At 67.0% G+C, this 19634-nt stretch carries 13 protein-coding genes and 3 pseudogenes; 7 read left to right on the top strand and 9 right to left on the bottom strand.

The genetic code is table 11. The annotated features are described in order from the left end of the window. The first annotated feature begins 311 nt into the window (after positions 1–311). Positions 312–1945 (top strand): annotated as a pseudogene (locus GAA2_RS22075) (acyl-CoA synthetase). A gap of 376 nt (positions 1946–2321) precedes the next feature. On the opposite strand, the gene GAA2_RS22070 reads toward GAA2_RS22075, so the two are convergent. The 5 genes from GAA2_RS22070 to GAA2_RS22050 all read right to left on the bottom strand — a co-directional run bounded on the left by GAA2_RS22070 (position 2322) and on the right by GAA2_RS22050 (position 9428). After that, positions 2322–3614: a competence/damage-inducible protein A gene (locus GAA2_RS22070; RefSeq protein WP_024499149.1), complete on the bottom strand. Its 1293-nt coding sequence runs from the start codon at positions 3612–3614 to the stop codon at positions 2322–2324. A gap of 342 nt (positions 3615–3956) precedes the next feature. Beyond that, positions 3957–5489, bottom strand: a complete 1533-nt coding sequence (locus GAA2_RS22065; RefSeq protein WP_006436538.1) for a catalase — start codon at positions 5487–5489, stop codon at positions 3957–3959. A 93-nt stretch (positions 5490–5582) separates the two neighbouring features. Beyond that, positions 5583–6800, bottom strand: a complete 1218-nt coding sequence (locus GAA2_RS22060; protein WP_006436539.1) for a CaiB/BaiF CoA transferase family protein — start codon at positions 6798–6800, stop codon at positions 5583–5585. A 153-nt stretch (positions 6801–6953) separates the two neighbouring features. Then, positions 6954–8642 carry an MDR family MFS transporter gene (locus tag GAA2_RS22055; protein WP_159404681.1) on the bottom strand — a complete coding sequence of 563 codons (1689 nt, stop codon included), beginning with the start codon at positions 8640–8642 and terminating at the stop codon, positions 6954–6956. Positions 8643–8909: 267 nt separating this feature from the next. Beyond that, positions 8910–9428, bottom strand: coding sequence for a MarR family winged helix-turn-helix transcriptional regulator (locus tag GAA2_RS22050; RefSeq protein WP_006436541.1), 519 nt, complete (start codon positions 9426–9428; stop codon positions 8910–8912). A 186-nt stretch (positions 9429–9614) separates the two neighbouring features. Here GAA2_RS22050 and GAA2_RS22045 point away from each other — a divergent pair, with 186 nt between their 5' ends. Further along, positions 9615–10028 carry a DUF5313 domain-containing protein gene (locus tag GAA2_RS22045; RefSeq protein ID WP_006436542.1) on the top strand — a complete coding sequence of 138 codons (414 nt, stop codon included), beginning with the start codon at positions 9615–9617 and terminating at the stop codon, positions 10026–10028. Positions 10029–10070: 42 nt separating this feature from the next. On the opposite strand, the gene GAA2_RS22040 is transcribed toward GAA2_RS22045, so the two are convergent. Further along, a complete protein-coding gene (locus GAA2_RS22040) occupies positions 10071–10907 on the bottom strand; it encodes an SDR family oxidoreductase (RefSeq protein ID WP_006436543.1) in 837 nt (278 codons plus the stop codon). A gap of 306 nt (positions 10908–11213) precedes the next feature. Between GAA2_RS22040 and GAA2_RS23395 the strand changes: the two genes are divergently transcribed. Next, positions 11214–11438: a twin-arginine translocation signal domain-containing protein gene (locus GAA2_RS23395; RefSeq protein WP_157228303.1), complete on the top strand. Its 225-nt coding sequence runs from the start codon at positions 11214–11216 to the stop codon at positions 11436–11438. Then, a pseudogene (locus GAA2_RS22030) lies at positions 11338–12902 on the top strand (GMC oxidoreductase). Before GAA2_RS23395 ends, GAA2_RS22030 begins: the two are co-directional and overlap by 101 nt. Positions 12903–12970: 68 nt before the next feature. Here the strand turns inward: GAA2_RS22030 and GAA2_RS22025 are convergent. Then, the gene (locus GAA2_RS22025; RefSeq protein WP_006436545.1) at positions 12971–13615 is read right to left on the bottom strand and encodes a TetR/AcrR family transcriptional regulator; all 645 of its coding nucleotides are present in this window, start codon (positions 13613–13615) and stop codon (positions 12971–12973) included. A 183-nt stretch (positions 13616–13798) separates the two neighbouring features. Here GAA2_RS22025 and GAA2_RS22020 point away from each other — a divergent pair. Both GAA2_RS22020 and GAA2_RS22015 read left to right on the top strand, forming a co-directional pair. Continuing rightward, positions 13799–15831: pseudogene (locus GAA2_RS22020) on the top strand (OPT family oligopeptide transporter). A 100-nt stretch (positions 15832–15931) separates the two neighbouring features. Then, positions 15932–16549: a maleylpyruvate isomerase family mycothiol-dependent enzyme gene (locus tag GAA2_RS22015; RefSeq protein WP_006436547.1), complete on the top strand. Its 618-nt coding sequence runs from the start codon at positions 15932–15934 to the stop codon at positions 16547–16549. A gap of 7 nt (positions 16550–16556) precedes the next feature. Here the strand turns inward: GAA2_RS22015 and GAA2_RS22010 are convergent, their stop codons facing one another. Continuing rightward, positions 16557–17126 carry a type 1 glutamine amidotransferase domain-containing protein gene (locus GAA2_RS22010; protein ID WP_006436548.1) on the bottom strand — a complete coding sequence of 190 codons (570 nt, stop codon included), beginning with the start codon at positions 17124–17126 and terminating at the stop codon, positions 16557–16559. A 239-nt stretch (positions 17127–17365) separates the two neighbouring features. On the opposite strand from GAA2_RS22010, the gene GAA2_RS22005 reads away from it, so the two are divergent. After that, positions 17366–18433, top strand: a complete 1068-nt coding sequence (locus GAA2_RS22005; protein ID WP_006436549.1) for an alpha/beta hydrolase — start codon at positions 17366–17368, stop codon at positions 18431–18433. Positions 18434–18497: 64 nt separating this feature from the next. Here GAA2_RS22005 and GAA2_RS22000 read toward each other — a convergent pair whose 3' ends face one another. After that, on the bottom strand, positions 18498–19634 hold the full coding sequence (locus GAA2_RS22000) for a hypothetical protein (RefSeq protein ID WP_096274828.1): 1137 nt from the start codon (positions 19632–19634) through the stop codon (positions 18498–18500).

Below are 19634 nucleotides of genomic sequence, written 5' to 3'. Positions count from 1 at the left end.
TCAACCGTCGAAAACTGAACATGTTCCTCCGCCCTCGATCTGATGACAGATGTTGTCAGAGTTGTCGCGAAATCGCAACGAATCGGTAATCCGATTCCGGCAACGTTCGCCGGGTATCCGGGCCGGGAAAGTCCGGTGATCCGGCAAGCGTTGGCACCGAACCGATTTCGGCGAAGCGGACATCGACCGCCGAGTGGCGCCCTACTCTGGCACCTGCTTCGGCCATTGGTGACGCCCGTGACCAACCGCGGGGTCACCCGAGCCGACCCGTGGGCGCGGACAGCGGCTCCCGCCGCGAAAGGTGGGTGGACATGGTCTCGGTGACCGGTGCGGTCGGGACTGCCGTCGAACAGGTGCAGGACGCCGTCGGAGCGTTCAAAGTGCTCAAGCGCTCGGGGCTGCTGGACCCCACACGCCCCAAGGAGCTCCTGACAACGGTCAAGCGCGCGAAGATCATCGGACCCTGCGCCTCGGTGGTGGCACACGGGGCGGACGAGTACCCGGAAGCGGGTGCGGTCGCCGACGAACGCGGCGAACTGACCTACGGCGAGTTGAACGCGAACGCCAACGCGCTCGCGAACCACCTCGAGGCCTCCGGCGTCGAGCGAGGCTCGGTGATCGGAGTGATCGCCCGCGATCACCGGGGCCTGCTGACGACGATGAGCGCCGCGGGAAAGGCCGGTTACCGACTGGCCATGATGAACACCGGATTCGGCAAGACCCAGTTCGTCGAGGTCGCCGAACGCGAGAAGATCGTCGCGATGCTCTACGACCAGGAGTTCACCGACCTCGCCGATGCTCTGCCTGCCGAGACGCTCCGGATCGTGACCTGGGTCGACGGCGAGCGTCCGGTCCCCGAGGGGGTTCGCACCCTCGACGACATCGTCGCAGACGGGGACACGGCGACGCCTCCGGAACCGGACTCGTCATCCTCACGAGCGGCACGACCGGTCTGCCCAAGGGGGCACAACGTTCCAAGCTGTCGCCGTTCTCCAGTGCCCTCCTGCTCGACCGCATCCCGTTCCCGCAGCGCGGCACCATGGTGATCGTCTCGCCGATCTTCCACTCCACCGGTTTCGCCCTCTGGGGTGTGGGGACAGCGCTGGGCAACAAGACCGTCGTGATGCGACGGTCCGACCCGGAGAAGACCCTGGCCGCGCTCGCCGAGCACAAGGCGGAGGTGCTGGTCGCGGTGCCGACGATGCTGCACCGCATGCTCGCTCTCGGACCCGATGTCATCAAGAAGTACGACACGTCCGCGCTGCGGATCATCGTCATCGCGGGATCGGCTCTGTCACCGGCGCTTTCGGAAGCGGTGCAGGACACTTTCGGTGACGTCCTCTACAACCTCTACGGGTCCACCGAGGTGGCCGTCGCCTCGGTCGCGCAGCCTAAGGAGCTGCGACTCGCGCCGGGCACGGTGGGCCGCCCGCCGGTCACCAGCCGGCTCGCACTCTTCGACGACGAGGGCCGTAGGATCTCCGGAACCAACGTCCGCGGAAGACTTTTCGTCCGTAACGGCGCACCCTTCGAGGGGTACACCGACGGACGGAACAAGGAGATCATCGACGGCTACATGTCGACGGGTGACATGGCGCGCTTCGATGAGCACGGCCTGCTGCACATCGACGGCCGCGACGACGACATGATCGTCTCCGGCGGCGAGAACGTGTATCCGCTCGAGGTGGAGAACCTCCTCGCCGAACACCCGGACATCGACGACGTCGCGGTGATCGGCGTGGACGACGACGAATTCGGAAAGCGTCTGCGCGCCTTCATCGTCGCGGCGCAGGACGCGAACCCGTCACCCGAGGACATCAAGGCGCACGTGAAGGCCAATCTGGCGCGGTACAAGGTGCCACGTGACGTCGTCTTCGTCGACGAGTTGCCGCGCAACCCCACGGGTAAGCTCGTCCGCCGGCAGCTGCCCACCGGGCCGCTGTAGGTTTCGACGAGCTCAACCGGCGGGGGGACAGCTCAACCGGCGGGGGACAGCTCAAACGGCAGCCGGTAGCGAGCGCCGGCGAGCCGATACTGCCACGTGACCACGCTTAGCGAGCGGCGGCGAGCCGGTACTGCCATGTGACCACGCTTAGCGAGCGGCGGCGAGTCGATACTGCCATGTGACCACGCTTAGCGAGCGGCGGCGAGCCGATACTGCCACGTGACCACGCTTAGCGAGCGGCGGCGAGTCGATACTGCCACGTGTCCATGCTCGTTGAGCCGGTAGCGAGCGCCAGCGAGCCACCGCGTCGAAACGACGAGCAACCGCCACACAGGGGCCGCTCCACCAGTAGCAGGGGACAACTCGACAAGGGAGGTCAACCGGCGGCGGGGTCTCTCTCCAGCTGTGCGACGACCAGGTGCAGCGCGGCGGTGGTGGTGAGGGAGCGGACCCGTTCCCGGTCGCCGGGGAAACGTCGCGTGACCGTGTAGGTCGGGCGGCCCTTGACGGCGACGCCGAAGCAGACGGTGCCGACCGGTTTGGCCTCGGTGCCGCCGGAGGGTCCGGCGATCCCGGTGGTCGAGACCGCCACATCGGACTTCAGGCGACTCAGGGCTCCCTCGGCCATCGCCGCGGCGACCTCCTCACTGACCGCCCCGTGCGAGGCGATCAGTTCTGCGGGCACGTCGATCAGGTCGGACTTCGCCTCGTTCGAGTAGGACACGACGCCGCCCGTGACGTAGGCGGAAGAACCGGGGCGGTCGGTGAGCCGCGCCGCGATGAGCCCGCCGGTGCAGGACTCCGCCGTGGCGATCAGCCGTCCGTCGAGCGTCGCGATCAGCTGATCCTCGATGGTCGAGCCATCGGTCGAAAAGATCTGTCGCCCATGGTGTTCGGTGAGGAACGTCAGCAATTGCCGGTAGATCTCGGCGCCGTCGGCGGCGAAGCGGGTGACCATGTCGAGTTCCCCGCGGCGCAGACAGGTGGTGATCTCGAGGGCGTCGAATCCCGGGATCGAGTCCTCGGCACGACGCAATGTCTCGGCGAGTTCGGCCTCGTGTAGTCCGTACGCCCGGATGGTCTCCTGCGTGAGGTCGTCGGCCCGGGACAGCACCTCGGCGATGGCGGGTGAGGCGATCGCGGTCGGCCACATCGCCTGCAGCTCGACGGGTGGGCCGGGCAGGATGAGGATCGTCGGCAGCGGCTCGTCGGGTGTCGCGGGGACGGCGACGCCCGGTGCGGTGCCGGTGGGCGGTATCGCGGTGGCGCCGGCGGGAACGTGGGCCTGCTTGCGGATACCGATGCGGGTCGGTCCGTCGTCGAGGTCCACGGTGTCGGGCCGCCAGCGCCGGATGATTCCGGCGATGTGGTCCTCGAGTGCGGGGTCGAGCTGTAGGTCGCGTCCACAGAACTCGGCAACCGTCGCCACGGTGAGGTCGTCGGCCGTGGGACCGAGGCCTCCGCTGGTGACGATGAGATCCATCTGCTGGTCGGCGAGGAAACGCAGCTGGGCGGTGAGGTCGGCGGGCCGGTCACCGCAGATGGTGATGTGGGCGACGTCCACCCCCAGCTCGAGGAGCTGCTCGGACAGCCACGGCCCGTTCTGGTCGGCGATACGCCCGGTCAGAACCTCGGTTCCGGTCACCACAATGCCTGCGCGCACACTCACGGGATCGAGCCTAGTCGGCGGCGGACCAGCGGTGGTGTCTCTGGGATCGGTGGGGCCGGGTTTCGACGCGACGCCTCGCTTCGCTCGGTGTCGGCTCAACCGGCGTGTCGCCTGGTGTCGAATCCGGGCCTTGCGGAGGACGCGTCTCGAAGGGCCTGGCGAGTTCATCTCACCAGGCCCTTCGAGGCTCGTCGCTATCGCTCCTCGCACCTCAGGGAGCGAGGGGGTCGTCGCTATCGCTCCTCGCACCTCAGGGAGCGACGGGGGTGGCGCTGTCGCTCCTCGCACCTCAGGGAGCGACGGGCGCTGTCGCTCGTGGCCAAGGAGCAGTGGCGTTGCGCATCAAGCCTTTTCGGCCTTCGCCTTCTCCTGCGCCGACGACCGTGCCGGGTTGCCCTGGTCGTCCTTCTTCGGGTCGGACTCGTCCTTCTTCTCGGTGACACCCGATTTGATGCGAGCACCGATGTCGGGATCGACCCGGTGCCAGTACTCGAATGCGCGCTGCAGCACGGGTTCGGAGACACCGTTGAGGAGATGGCCGACGACGTTGTCGACGAACCGCTCTCGCGCGTCGTCGTCGAACACCTCGCGGACGAGCGTGCCGGCCTGCCCCCAGTCGTCGTCCTCGGGATGGTCGACGTAGGCGCTGCGCAGGATCTCACCGTTGGCCGCCCACTGCGGTTCGCCCTGACCGGGATACAGCGCAGAGGGGCCGCCCTTGGAGTTGGGCGCGTAGACCGGGTCGGTGACGTTGTGGATACGCATCGCGCCGTCCTTGGAGTACGAGTGGACCTCGTTCTTCGGCGCGTTCACCGGGATCTGCTTGTAGTTGCCGCCGAGTCGATGTCGATGCGCGTCGGCGTAGGAGAACACCCGTCCGAGCAACATCCGGTCGGGGCTGAAGCCGATACCCGGGACGACGTTGTTCGGTTCGAAGGCGGCCTGCTCGATCTGCGTGTGGTGATCGACCGGATTGGTGTGCAGCGTCATCTTGCCGACCTCGATGAGCGGGTAGTCGCCATGCGGCCACACCTTGGTCAGGTCGAACGGATTGAAGCGGTAGCTCACCGCGTCGTCGAACGGCATGAGCTGGACCTTGAGCGTCCATCTCGGATGATTACCCGCGGCGATGTTCTCGAACAGGTCCCGGGTATGGAAATCGGTGTCGGCAGAGGCCATCTGGTCGGCCTCGTGCTGAGTCAGGTGTTCCACGCCCTGATCGGACTTGAAATGATACTTGACCCAGTGCTTCACGCCCTCGGCGTTGACCCACAGATACGTGTGCGAGCTGTAGCCGTTCATGTGTCGCCACGTCTTCGGGATGCCGCGGTCGCCCATCAGCCAGGTGACCTGATGAGCGGACTCGGGCGACAGCGTCCAGAAGTCCCACTGCATGTCGTGGTCGCGAAGGTTGTTGTCCTGGCGGCGTTTCTGGGAGCGGATGAAGTGCTGGAACTTCATCGGGTCCTTGACGAAGAAGATCGGCGTGTTGTTGCCGACCATGTCGTAGATGCCTTCGGATGTATAGAATTTCAGCGCGAATCCGCGCGGATCACGCCAGGTGTCGGGGCTGCCCCGTTCACCGGCCACCGTCGAGAACCGCGCCATCATCTCGGTTTTCACACCCGGCTGGAACAATGCGGCACTGGTGTAGGCCGAGATGTCCTCGGTGGTCTCGAACGTCCCGAATGCGCCGCTGCCCTTGGCATGTGGCTGTCGCTCGGGAATTCGTTCGCGGTTGAACTGGGCCATCTGTTCGATCAGATAGTGATCGTGCAGGACGATGGGTCCTCCGGCGCCGACCGTCAGGGAGTGTTCGTCACTCCCGGCCGGTGCACCCGAGTCCCGGGTTGTGTACAGCGAATCGTCGGACATATCGCCTCCGAGAGGTCGTCGTATCCGTGCAGAAAATGCGCGACCCGAGGGCTGCAGGTCCGCTTTGCCGATCCTACGCTGAGGGAATGATCGTCACGGCTGCTCGTCGGCGGTGATCCCGAACTCGCGGAGCACCGCTTCGGTGTGTTCGCCGAGTGCCGGTACCGGTCCCATCGCCAGTTCGACGTCGTCGAAGGTCATCGGCGGCAGCACCGCTTTGATCGGGCCCACCTCGGTGTCGACATCCCGCCAGCGGTCGCGTTCGCCGAGCTGGGGATGCGCCACCACGGCCTCGAGGTCACGGATCTCGGCGGCGGGCACCCCCGCGTCGGCGAGGCGGCGGTCGAGTTCTTCGGTGGTGAACCGCTTGGTCTCCGCGGCGATGATCGCATCGACCTCCGCTCGACGGGAGACGCGGTCGATGTTGGTCTTGTACCGCGAGTCCTCGGCGAGGTCGGGGCGTTCGAGCACGACGCGGGTCAGCGTGTCCCACCCGCGGTCGTTCTGGACGCCGATGAGGATGGTGCCGTCCTGGGTGGGGTACTTGTCGTAGGGCACGATCGCTGCGTGGCCGAGGCCCGCCCGGGCGATCTGGCGTCCGCCGTAGAGCCGCATGTACATGGGGTGACCCATCCATTCGACCGTGGCGTCGAACATCGACACCGACACCCGTGCGCCGACGCCGGTGGTGGCCCGGCGGAACAGTGCCGACAGCACCGACGTGAGGGCGTACATGCCGGCGGCGATGTCGGAGGACGGGATGCCGGTCTTGGTCATGTCCTCGGGGGTGCCGGTCACCGAGATGAGACCGGTTTCGGCCTGGACGAGCATGTCGTAGGCCTTGCGATCGCGGAACGGTCCCGCGTCGCCGTAGCCGGACATGTCGATGACGATCAGTTCCGGATGGTCGGCGCGCAGGACGTCGGCGCCCAGCCCGAGTCGGGCCGCGGCGCCGGGGGCGAGATTCTGCAGGAAGACGTCCGCACCGGCGATGAGCGTCCTGATCGCATCGCGCCCGGCGTCGCTCTTGAGGTCGAGTTCGACCGATTCCTTGCCTCGGTTCAGCCAGACGAAATGTGAACCCGCGCCGCCGCGCACCGCCGAGTCGTATTGGCGGGCGAAGTCACCCTCGCCGACGCGCTCGACCTTGATCACCCGCGCACCGAGGTCTGCCAGATGCCGGGTGGCCAGGGGGGCGGCGACGGCCTGTTCGAGGGCGACGACGGTGATTCCCGCGAGTGGCAGCGTGGCAGTGTCGGTGGAGTGCGGCAGCGGGGCACGGCCCGAGGTGGGCGACTGGTCCGAATTCACCGGCCAAGGATCACCCGCGCCCGTCCGGTTCGTCAACGAGACCCCGCCGCCATGCACGTCATGACGACGATCGCGGCCGCCGTGGTGGCGGCCGCGATCGGCTTCCCTCAGTTGTCCCGCGTCACGGTCGGCGCGCTGCGGCGCGGGCGGAGGTCATGATTTTCGGTCGACCGGTTCCACAGCCGGGTCGATGACCTCCCGGCGGTCGAGGTCGGCGTCCATGCCGTCGAGGTTCTCGCCCGCGAGGACCTGCGTGAGTTCGGCATCGGCCGAGTCGGCGGCCGTTTGGGCGGCGCGTCGCTGATCCTCACCGCTGAGCCTGTTGAGGGCGACCTCCTTGATGAAGAGGACCGCGATCGTGCCGATGACGGCCATCGCCATCGAGACCAGGAAGATCCGGGCCGTTCCGTCGCCGTAGGCACCGCGGACGATCGCCGCGATCGGCGCGGGTAGTTCGTTGAGGTTGGACAGGCCTGCGCCTCCGCCGGAGCCCGTCTGGGTGATGCCGATGGCGCGCAGTCCCTGGCCGATGAGGTCGGTGACGTGGCTGGACAGCACCGCGCCGAGCACCGAGACGCCGGCCGCACCACCGAGTGAGCGGAAGAACGTCACGGTCGACGTGGCCGCACCGAGGTTGCGCGGCTCCACGGTGTTCTGCACCGCGAGGACCAGGTTCTGCATGGTCATGCCCATGCCAAGGCCCAGGGCGAACAGGAAGCCGCTGAGGACCGCCATGTTGGTGTGGGCGTCGATCGTCGACAGGAGCCCGAAGCCGATGGCCATGATCACCGAGCCGGCGAGCAGGTAGTTCTTCCAGCGGCCGTACTTGGTGATGAGGCGCCCGGACAGCGTCGCCGAGACCACCGCACCGAACACCATCGGCAGCGTGAGCAGGCCGGCCGCGGTGGGCGAGTAGCCGCGAGCGATCTGGAAGTACTGGCCGAGGAACACCGCGCCGCCGAAGAGGGCCACGCCGACGGCGATGCTGGCGATCGTCGCGAGGGTGGTCGTGCGCTCCTTGAACAGGTGCAGCGGGATGATCGGATCCTTGGCCCTGGACTCCACCCACACCGCGGCGGCGAGCAGGACGAGGCCGAGGGCGACGAGGCCGAACGACGTGGCCGAGGCCCAGTCGAAGTTCTTGCCTGCCAAGGTGACCCAGATCAGGATCGTGCTGACGCCGGCCGAGATGAGCAGTGCGCCCGCGTAGTCGATGTGGACCTCGCGGCGGATGACCGGCAGGTTCAGGGTGCGATGGACGACGACCATGGCGATGACGGCGAGCGGGACGCAGACGTAGAACGTCCAGCGCCAGCCGAGCCAGCTCGTGTCGACGATGACGCCACCCATCAGCGGTCCGGCGACGGTCGCGATGGACATGACGCCGGCGATGGCGCCCTGGTAGCGGCCGCGCTCACGCGGGCTGAACATCGACGCGATGACGATCATCACGAGCGACTGCATGCCGCCGAGGCCGAGACCCTGGACCACACGGAAGCCGATCAGCATCGAGACCGAGGTCGAGAGACCGGAGAGCACCGAGCCGAGGGTGAAGACGCCGAGCGACAGCTGGACGAGGAGCTTCTTGCTGAAGACGTCGGACAGCTTGCCCCAGATCGGGGTGGCCGCCGTCGAGGCGAGGAGCGTCGCCGTCACGACCCAGGTGTACTGATCCTGCGTGCCGTGAAGGTCGGTGATGATCGTGGGCAGTGCGTTGGACACGATCGTGGCCGAGGTCAGGGCCACGAACATACCGAGCAGCAGACCGACGAGTGCGTTGATGCGCTGCTTGTGGGTCATCGGTGTGTCGACGGGTTCCACGCGTGGCGGGGACGTTGTCATACGGGGCTACCTCCGAAGTCGTGCGTGCACCGTGTGGACGGAGCCGAATGGCGGCGACCACAGAACATCGACGGAAGGACCTCGTCGACCTCGTGGACACAGGTGCCGGAAAAGGGCTGATGGAAACGGGGACCGGACGTGGGCCGCCGCCGTTTAGTTGAATGCTGCAACCATAGGGCGTGAAAGGTGTAACGCGCAACTAACCGGGTTATTCCCGGCGGCCGGAAACCGGTGGGGAACCGTACTGCCTGCCCTGGTCGGGGCCCGTCAGGACTCCCGGTCCACGACCGGGTCGTTGGTCGCCTCGCCGAGTCGGTGGAGCAGGCTCGTGAGGGTCCGGATGTCGTCCGGGTTCCACTGGGCCAGGCGGGCCCGCCAATCGGAGACCGCCGAGGCGAGGACGGCGTCGACGCGCTCGCGCCCGTGATCGGTGAGCGTGATCACGCGTGCCCGCGCGTCACGGGGGTCGGGGTGTCGCTCGGCGAGCCCGAGTCGGACCACCGCGTCGATCTGCCGCGTGACCGTCGACTTCTCCATGCCCACGGCGCTCACCAGGTCGGACATCGGCATCGAGTGGTGGCGGGTGAGCACGGACATGAGCGGATAGCAGGACGGGTCGAGCCGGGGATCGATCTCGCGGGCCCGCAGTCGTGTGCGGATACGGCTACGTCGCCAGAAGTCGTTGAGTTCGGCTTCGAGGCCGCCGATGGCCTCGGAATCGATGGAGGAGGCGTCGATGGAGGAGGCGTCGGTGGAGGAGGCGTCGGTGGTCGGGTCCGAGCCCATGATCGCGGAGTCCTTTCGCCGGTTCGCCGTGCCGAGACGCGGTCAGATTACCGACCGCGCTGTGTTCGAGCACACGCAGCGTGGTGGATATGCCCGATTCGGCGACGAGTTCGCTCGTGTCGATCCGGATGCGGCCACCCGAGGTCAGTGTGGCGTGCGACAACTTGCTTGGGAAGCGGCAACCACATGGTGCACGATCGAGAGGTGAGCACCACGCAACGCACGACCCCGAACGCCTGGGAGTACGTCAAGTACTGCTACTGGGCACCCCTGCCGAAGTCGATGACCGACTGGGTCGAGAACGACCTCGCAGGACCCAGGGCCTCGCTTCGGATGGTCGTGCGCTGGGCGATCCCGTGCATCATCATCCTGATCCCGATGCTCTTCGTCCCGGCGGACTGGGGCGTCCGGTTCACCATGACCGCGCCGATCCTCATCGCCTACCTCTTCTTCTCGATCGCACTGAACCGCGTGTACCGCCGGCACCGACTGGCCCAGCATGGACTCAACCCGGACCTGGTCAACCGCCTGGAGCGGGAGAAGAACTCCGACCTCTACGACGAGTACCACCGCAAGTACCGCGGCGAGCGTCGCGGCTGATCTCGATATGGCCGCGCACCCAGGTCGGTACAGGTAGTCCTCTCAGTACAGGTAGTCCTCGCCGCTCGCGCGCACGGTCACGTCCGAGAGGCTGATGCCCCAGGGCTGGTCGATGACGTGGACTACGGCGTCGGCCAGATCCTCGGGAGTGATGAGCCAGTACTTGATCGAGTCCGCGTCGGTCAGCTCGTCCGGTAACTCGCCCTGCAGCATCTGGGTGACGTGCTCCTTGTACGACGACACCCGCTGGCCGACGATGCCGCGGATCGCGCGATCGTTGACGATCCAGCTGGCCAGGTTGGTGCCGGCGACACCGGTGGGCTTGACCGTCGTGACCTTGATCTTGCCCTTCGCCTCGATGCGCAGGGAATCCGACAGCATGGTGACCGCGGCCTTCGTCGCGCTGTAGACGCCGGAGCCCTCGAATCCGCCGTTGCCGTAGATGGACGCGATGTTGACGACCTGCCCGCGGCCCTGCGCGATCATCTGGTCGTAGACCGCGGAGATGCCGTTCACGACGCCCTTGATGTTGATGTCGATGGCCTTGTGCCACTTCTCCCACGCACGTTCGTGGTCGGCGAAGAACGCCAGCGGCATGACCCCGGCGTTGTTGACGATGACGTCGATCGCCCCGAACTCCTCGACGGCCAGTGCTGCGGCCGCCCGCATCTGCGCCATGTCGGTCACGTCGGCGACCTGGGCGAGTGCCGAACCGCCCGCGGCGACGATGCCGCCGACGACAGTGTTCAGACCATCGGCGTCGATGTCGACGCCGACGACACGAGCGCCGCGAGCAGCGCATTTCTCGGCGATGACCCTGCCGAATCCACCACCGGCACCGGTGATGACGATGGTCTTGTCCTGCAAGTGATCTGACATGTACTTCCCCCGGCCGCGATGTGGTCGGGTCATCCTAACAGCGGGTGACGAACCGGCAGCGACTCGCGGCCCCGCCACGGTGCGCACCCCTCTGCACACCGTGGCCGAGGCAACGCAACACTCGAGAGGCCGGATCGGCGGCCTGCTCGGAAGACCGGTCCCGGTCGGTGTCCGCTGGTGGGGTCCGTGGTGCGGACCCGCTTGCGCTCGATTCAGTCACATGACTCAGCATCTGTCAAGCGTGCCACGCCGCGATGTCGGAATCAGGGCCGAAATCCGTTGTTGCCCTTGACACAGCGGTGGTCGATGCCAAAGTCTTCTTCGGACGGCTGCATCCCTCGCGGCCGTACGTCGTTCTCCCGCTCGCGGTCGTTCCCTTCGCAGGCCGCGAGCTACCCAGCACGTCTGCGCGGGACGTTCTCGTGCACTGATGACAGGAGACCCATGTCCGGGGCGTACCCAACGAGACGTACCTTCCTCAAGGCCGCGGCGGTCACCGCGGCCGGCGCGCCGGATTCGGCACACCCGTGAGGAGCATCGGGTGGTGGTCGTCGGCTCCGGTTTCGGTGGAGGGGTCTCGGCGCTCCGACTCGCGCAGGCCGGTGTGCCCGTGCTGCTGCTCGAACGGGGCCGTCGGTGGCCGACCGGGCCCAACTCGGAGACCTTTCCGCGTGCGTCGAACCCGACAAGCGCATGCTGTGGCACGAGTCCACCCCGAACCTGTTCGGCAAGCCGCTCAGCGTCGAACCCTATGTGGGACTGTTCGAATCGGTTGCCGGTGCGAACATGACGGCACTGTGCCCGGCCGGGCTCGGGGGTGGGTCGCTGGTCTATCAGGGGATGACGTTGCAGCCGAGCGAGGCGGTGTTCGACGAACACTTCCCCAATGCGCTCGACTGGCGGTTGATGGACCGCGTGCACTACCCGCGGGTCGCACGGATGCTCAAGGTCGCGGTGGCACCGGACTCGGTCGTGCGGTCGCCGCAGTACCTGGCGCCGCGACAGTTCGCCAAACGTGTTCGCGCCGTGGGACTCCCACTACAGAAGATCCCGATGCCCATCGACTGGGGATATGCCGAGGCGGAGCTCCGCGGCGAGATGAGACCGGCCTACACCAACGGTGACGGGTCCATCGGCGTGAACAACGGTGGCAAGCACAGCGTCGACGTCACCTACATCCGGCAGGCCGAGGGCACCGGACTCGTGACCGTGCGGACCCTGCACACCGTCCGACAGGTCACCCGGCGCCCCGACGGCAAGTGGTCCCTCGACGTCGAACGGACCGATGAAACCGGAAAAGTACTGGAACACAAGGAAATCGTCACCAAGACGCTCATCATGGCCGCCGGCAGCGTCAACACCACCAAACTCCTCGTCCGCGCCCGTGAGGCCGGCACGATCACCGACCTGCCCGACGGACTCGGACACGGGTGGGGCACCAACGCGGATCGCATCTACACCTGGACCAGCCCGCGCATCGATTTCGGTGCGGTACAGGGCGGTCCGGTGGTGTACGGCAGTCCCAACTGGAACAACCCCAAGAGTGCGTTCACCATCATCCAGGCGTCGCTGCCCCCGATCCCGGTCTACGCCGGCACCACGATGATGGTGGGTTTCGGCGTCAGCTCGGGGCGCGGCGTCATCGACTACGACTCCGCGGCGGGGGACGCGATCATCAAGTGGCCGCACGAGGGTGACTCGGAGATCCAGACCAAACACATCGACGGTGCCGTGCGCAAGATCGCCGGACCCGACGCGATTCTCACCGACACCAACGCGTTCTTCCCGTCGACCTGGCACGCGCTCGGCGGTGCCAACATGGGGACGGTCTGCGACCTCGAGGGGCGCGTCAAGGGGCAGCGTGGACTCTACGTTCTCGACGGCGCCCTCATGCCGGGTAACACCGCAGCATGCAATCCGTCCATGACGATCGCCGCGGTCGCCGAACGGGCACTCGACCACATCGTGGCCAAGGACGTGGGCACCCTCATCTGATCCGGGAGCGAAGTGTGGCTCGCTTCGTTCGCACTTCAGGAGCGAGGGACGGCTCGCTTCGCTCGCCCTCAGGGAGCGAGGGGGGTGATCGGGGCGAGCCACATGCCGGTCAGCGCGTCGACGACGATCTCGCACTGATGCTGCCAGGACGTCACCGGGTGATCACCGCTCTCGGCAGCGCGTTCGATGTCGGCCAGCGTGTTCACGATGATGTGACGCGTCATGTTGTTGCGGATCTCGAGGACGTCGCCGGGGAATTCCGGCAGCGCGCCGTAGAAACCCTCGAGAATCGCCAGCAGTGGTTTCGACTCGCCCATCTGCTCGTACAGCAGGATGGTGGTGGCCGGATCGCTCGAGACATTTGCGAAGAACCGGGCGAAGTAGGTCGGTGCGCCGAGCTTGCCGAGGTACTCGATCTCCGGACAGACCAGGCACCGGATCCAGTCACGGACCTGCGGGTTCTGGCCGACCTCGTCGACGGCCTTCTGGCGCAACCGGTCGATGGGGATGTTGTGTGTGGTGAGCGTGGCCCGGATCAGGTCGTCCTTGGAACCGAAGTGGTGACCGACCGCGTAGTTGTTGCCCTGACCGGCGGCTTTGCTGATCTGCCTGCTGGAGACCGCGGACACCCCGTGCAGGGCGATCAGCTCCTCCGCCGCGCTGATCAGCGCCTGACGGGTACGGGCAGACTGCTCCGTCTTCCCCTCGGTCATGGATAAATCATGCCCTACGCTCGCCGGCGTCCGGTGCCGGGTTTGGGACCTGTTCCCGGCGACACCAGGCCGGGTTTGCGTGGGAGCGACTGCCCGGCCATAAGGTGGATCGACTGTACTCGAGTGAATCCGGTTTGCGTCCAGCCATGGCGTGGCCGTTCACAATCTGTGTGAGGGGACCTGATGGCGACAGCGCCCACGGCCACGGCCACGGCAAGTCTGCGAGAACTGACGCTGCGAGGGGTCATCCTCGGCGGGGTCATCACCCTCGTCTTCACCGCGGCCAACGTCTATCTCGGCCTCAAGGTCGGGCTCACCTTCGCCACCGCCATCCCGGCGGCCGTCATCTCGATGAGCATCCTGCGGTACTTCGCCAATCACTCGGTGGTGGAGAACAACATCGTCCAGACGATCGCGTCCGCGGCCGGCACGTTGTCGGCCATCATCTTCGTGATCCCCGGCCTGGTGATGATCGGCTGGTGGACGGGGTTCCCGTACTGGATCACAGTCGCCGTGTGCGCGATCGGCGGCATCCTCGGCGTGATGTACTCGATCCCGCTGCGCCGCGCGCTGGTCACGGGGTCGGACCTGCCATACCCGGAAGGCGTTGCGGCAGCCGAGGTCCTGAAGGTCGGCGACTCGGCCGGCGGTGCCACGGAGAACAAGGCCGGTCTGCGCACGATCGTGATCGGCTCGATCGCGTCGGCGGGTTTCGCTCTCCTGGCCAAGCTGAAGGTCCTGAGCGACTCGATCTCCGCGACGATCAAGGTCGGTGCGGGAGGAACACTGTTCAGCGCCGGCCTGTCGATGTCACTGATCGGCATCGGGCACCTCGTCGGCGTCACCGTCGGCGTCGCGATGCTCGTCGGCCTGCTGATCTCCTATGGCGTGCTGCTGCCCATCGAAAGCCAGAACCAGGGTGAGGCCGGCGAGTCACTCAGCGATATCGTCTCCGGCGTCTTCGCGAACGACGTCCGCCTCATCGGCGCGGGCGCCATCGCGTCGCTGCGATCTGGACCCTCATCAAGGTGATGGGGCCCATCGCGCGGGGGATCAAGGGGTCACTCGCCTCGTCGCGTTCACGTCGCGAGGGCGTGACCGTGGACATCACCGAACGCGACATCCCGTTCAACATCGTCGGCGGCAGCATCCTCGTGCTGCTGATCCCCATCGGCCTGCTCCTGTGGGACTTCGTGCACGACACCGCCCTCGAGGGCAGCGCCGCCGGGATCATCGCGGTGAGCATCGTCTTCGTCTTCGTCATCGGTCTGGCGGTGGCGGCGGTCTGCGGCTACATGGCCGGTCTCATCGGCTCGTCGAACTCCCCGATCTCCGGCGTCGGCATCCTCGTGGTCCTCATCGCCGCGATCCTCATCAAGGCGACGTTCGGGACCGCCGACTCCTCCCAGACAGACGCGCTGATCGCCTACACGCTGTTCACCGCCGCGGTCGTCTTCGGCGTCGCGACGATCTCCAATGACAACCTGCAGGACCTCAAGACTGGTCAACTGGTCGGTGCGACACCGTGGAAACAGCAGGTGGCGCTGGTGATCGGCGTGCTCTTCGGGTCCGCGATCATCCCCCCGATCCTCGGACTGATGTACGACGTCTTCGGCTTCGTGGGTGCTCCGGGAGCGGGAGAGGACGCACTGGCGGCACCGCAGGCCGGCCTGTTGTCGACGCTCGCGAAGGGCGTGCTGGGGGCCGACCTCGACTGGGGTCTGATCGGCATCGGTGCCCTCATCGGCGCGGTCGTCATCCTCATCGACGAGTTGCTCGGTCGCGCGGGGAGGTTCCGGCTCCCGCCGCTGGCGGTCGGCATGGGCATGTACCTGCCGATGTCGGTCACCCTCATCATCCCGGTGGGTGCCTTCCTCGGTCACTTCTACAACCGCTGGGCCGAACGAAGCGGCGGCGCAGTCGAACACAAGAAGCGTATGGGTGTTCTGCTCGCGACCGGCCTGATCGTCGGTGAGGCCCTGTTCGGTGTGGTCTTCGCGGGCATCGTCGCCGCCACCGGCGACGACTCGGTCCTCGCCATCGTCGGCGACGGCTTCGACACCTGGGCTCAGATCCTCGGCGTGATCGTGTTCGCCGGCGTGGTCGCCTTGCTCTACGACCGCATCGCCAAGCTCGCCACCGCCAGCGGCGTCGTACCGAGCAAGGCCGACACGGCCGGCGTCGACGACACCGTCAGGTCCGACCCCCACAGCTGAGGACCTGACGGTCGGCCTCGGCGGTGGCGACGACCGCGGCGAGACAGCCGAATATCGTGTGCTGTGCAGTCGGTTTCCGCCGGAGAACCAGGGAGACACCATGGCAGACGAGCAGCGTCTGAGCAGGGCCATCGAGGACTACATCGCGGGGGCCGAACACTTCCTCCTGCTGGTCTCCGCGGTGAGCCCTGAGCAGTGGGACCGGCCCGGCCTCGGGGAATGGTCGGTTCGTTCGCTGATCGGACACACGAGTCGCTCGCTGACGACGGTCGCCGACTATCTCGCCCAACCCGAGCCGGACACCGTCGAGATCGATTCGGTGGCAGGGTATTACGCCCGCATCCAGGGACTGGCCTCCTCGCCCGAGGTGACGTCCCGCGGCGTGGCCGCCGGAGTCGATCTCGGCGACGACCCGCTGCGGGCCGCGGTCGAACGCCGGGACCGTGCGGTCGCGGCGATCACCGGCGTCGCCGACCGACCGGTCGCCACCCCATGGGGTGGAATCCTGCTGTCCCACTACCTGCCGACGAGAACCTTCGAGCTGGCCGTCCACGGTCTCGACATCGCACGCGCGATCGGATCGGCGCCGACGCTGCCGCAGTCGGTGCTGGCCTCGGCACTGGCGACGGCCGTCGGGGCGGCCGAGCTGACCGGGCAGGGCGAGCAGGCGTTGCTGATCCTCACCGGACGCGGCCAGGGCCCCATCTCGGTCGTGTGACCGTCGGTCAGCTCGGCACCCGGCTGTGGGCGAACTCGGCGACGATCGCCGCGTTGAACGCCGGCAGGTCGGCGGGCTTACGGCTGGTGATCAGCACGTTGTCGCCGCTTCGGCAGGTGACGACCTCTTCGTCGACCCAGTTGCCGCCGGCGTTGACGACGTCGGTCCGGATACTGGGGAACGATGTCAGCGTTCGTCCGCGCACGACGTCGGCCTCGATGAGCGTCCACGGCGCGTGACAGATCGCGGCGACGGGTTTGCCCGCCTCGAAGAAGCCGCGCACGAAGCGCACGGCCGGTGCCGAGGCACGCAGGAAGTCGGGATTGGCGACGCCGCCCGGTAGGACCAGGGCGTCGAAATCGGCGATGCGGGTGTCTTCGAGGGTCACGTCGACGGGGAAGGTGTCCGCCTTGTCGAGGTGGTCGAAGGCCTGGATGGTGCCGGAGTCGGTGGACACCAGTACCGGCTTCCCGCCGCAGGCCTCGATCGACTTCCACGGTTCGGTGAGTTCGACCTGTTCGGCGCCCTCGGTGGCCACCAGGAATGCGACGGTGACGTTGTTGAGTTCTTCGGCCATGATGTCTCCTCCTCGTACGCGCGGACGGTCGGGGGATGGGACCGCCCTGCGGGCTGATCGATTCGACCGCGTCTTGATCGCCTGGCATCGGCCGTAGCCGCGATGCCTCGATCCGGACATACCCACCTGCGCTCGGCCCCAACCACGACCCGAGCCGGCGCACCGTGTTGAATGACCAGCGATCACGCGCCCGCGGGTGCGTGAGGAGTCTGCGAACGAGTTGCACGGGGAGGACTGTCATGGGTGGTCTCGACGGCGTCGCCACACTGCTTCACCTGGCACGCGGTGGGGAGATCGGTGAGTCCGGAAAGTCGCCGCACACCGTCGTCGTCGACGCACCACATCGTCAGCTGCGGCGCTACGGCACCGTCGAGCAGCTGACGTCGTCCCGCGAGTCGGCGCAGCGGCCGGTATTGCTCGTCCCGCCGCTCGCGGTCTCGACAGACTGCTACGACCTCACTCCGGGATTGAGCCTGGTGGAGTTCCTGCTGTCGACCGGCCGGGTGCCGTATGTGCTCGATTTCGGGGAGATGACCCGCGAGGACCGGCACCTGGGGTTCGCCGACTTCTTCGCCGACATCGTTCCCGGCGCGATCGCCGCAACCCTTGCGGACTTCGACGCCGGCCCGTCGACCGGCGAGGGGATCGACCTGCTCAGCTGGAGCCTGGGCGGCACCATCTCGTTCCTCACCGTCGCCGCGGATCCGGGTCTGCCGGTGCGGTCGATCACCGCGGTCGGAACCCCACTCGATTATGACCGCGTCCCGCCGTACCCCCTGGTGAAGGCGCTGATGCGGCCCATCGGTACCAAGCCGGTGTCACTTGCGCTGCGCGTCCTGGGAGGTATCCCCGCATTCTTCGTGCGGACCGCCTACCGGGGTACCGCCTGGCAGCGGGAACTCAAGAAGCCCGGCTACATCATCCGCAACGCCGACGACACCGAGGCGCTGACGCGGATGAAGGCCATCGACCGCTTCCAGGAGACGATGCCCGGCTACCCGGGCAAAGCGTCCGAGCAGATGTGGGAGAACTTCATCATGCGCGGTGAACTGGCCCGCGGCGTCCTGCGATTCGACGACGTGACCGTCGACCTCTCGAAGGTCGCGGTATCGGTACAGCTGTTCGGCAGCCACCGGGACGCCATCGTCAGCTGGGCGGCGGCCCACCACGGCGTCGACCTGTTCACCGGATCGCCGCGAGTGGAGTTCACGACCGTCGAGACCAGCCACCTCGGACTCATCGCGGGGTCGGCAGCCGTGGAACAGACCTGGCCGCGGATCGACGAGTTCCTCGCCGGTCTGGACTGACCCTTCGATACGCTCGCGAGCTCGCTACTCAGGGGGCGTGCGGTGCGCACAAGCCTTGCAGGGACTACGGGGCGACGGTCAGCCAGTCGGCGAAGCCCGACGGGTCGTGTCGGCCGAGCGCACCGTGCTCGAACAGGCCCCAGCCGGTGCGGGTGGTGCCGTCGCCTTCCCGGCAGACCGCCCGTCCGACATGGTCGATCACTCCGAACGGTATTCGCCCGACGACCTCCGGGCTGGTCATGTCGTAGGTGAGTCGCTCGGTGAAATCCTCACCGCGCCACACGCCGTGGGACCAGTCCGGGTCGCCGCCGTACCCGCCGCCGACGTGGATCGGGACGGGAAGCAGTGACTCCACCTCGAATGTCACTGCCGAACCGTCCGATGCGGTGGCGGAAATGGTTGCGCCGGTGGGTATCCGGGTCCCGGACGCATAGTGCACGGAGATCCGCGGCCATCCGAGCTGTTCGACGCGGCCGTCCTTCCACACGCGGGAACAGTCGTTGAGGGTGCGGAATCCGCTCGGGTCCTCCTGGACGATGAGGACGAGCTGGAAGTCGTCGAAGGCCATCGGCACGTAGAGCCACCACATGCCCTCGAACGGCGGATCGGCCGGTCTCCCTGCGGGTTCCGGCTCGCCCACCGGCCGGATGCCCCAGGACCGGTCCCGGGTTCCGATCCAGGCGGTCGGGTCGACCGCGATCTGTTCGCCGTCGATCGTGATGGACCCTCGCCAGGTACCGACCTGCGCGAAGCGTTGCGCATCGAGCGTGACCTTGGTGCCCTGACGCATGACATGAGGTTGTTCCAGGAGTGGATCGAACAGACCCTCCCAGCGCAGGTCGACGGCGACGCCCTCGGTCTCCTCGAGCGTGAGATGCAGTGTGCGCAGCGGTTCGTCGACGGCGAGCCGATAACCGCCCACGTGCTGGTCCAGACGCGCGTCGTCGATGGCGTCGGACAGGTGGACCGCGGTCTGGGTGTCCGGGCCGTCGGCCGCCCGGCGCCGGATCAGGACGAAGGCGTCCTTGACCCCGAGATTGGGGTAATAGCCGATGCCGGTGATGAGGAAGATGTCGCCGCTGCGGTCGTGGGCGTTGAGGTAGGCACGATCGTAGAAGTTGCGGTCGGAGTTCGCGGGCCAGGCGATCGGTTGCGGCAGTTGATGAATCGGGAACTCGTCGAGCGGTCCGAGACCGGACAT

Origin of the sequence: Gordonia ajococcus, from assembly GCF_012974285.1 — a bacterium.
Taxonomy (GTDB): domain Bacteria; phylum Actinomycetota; class Actinomycetes; order Mycobacteriales; family Mycobacteriaceae; genus Gordonia; species Gordonia amicalis.
The sequence above is the reverse complement of the archived record's forward strand: the minus strand, read 5'-3'. Positions and strand labels throughout refer to the sequence as shown.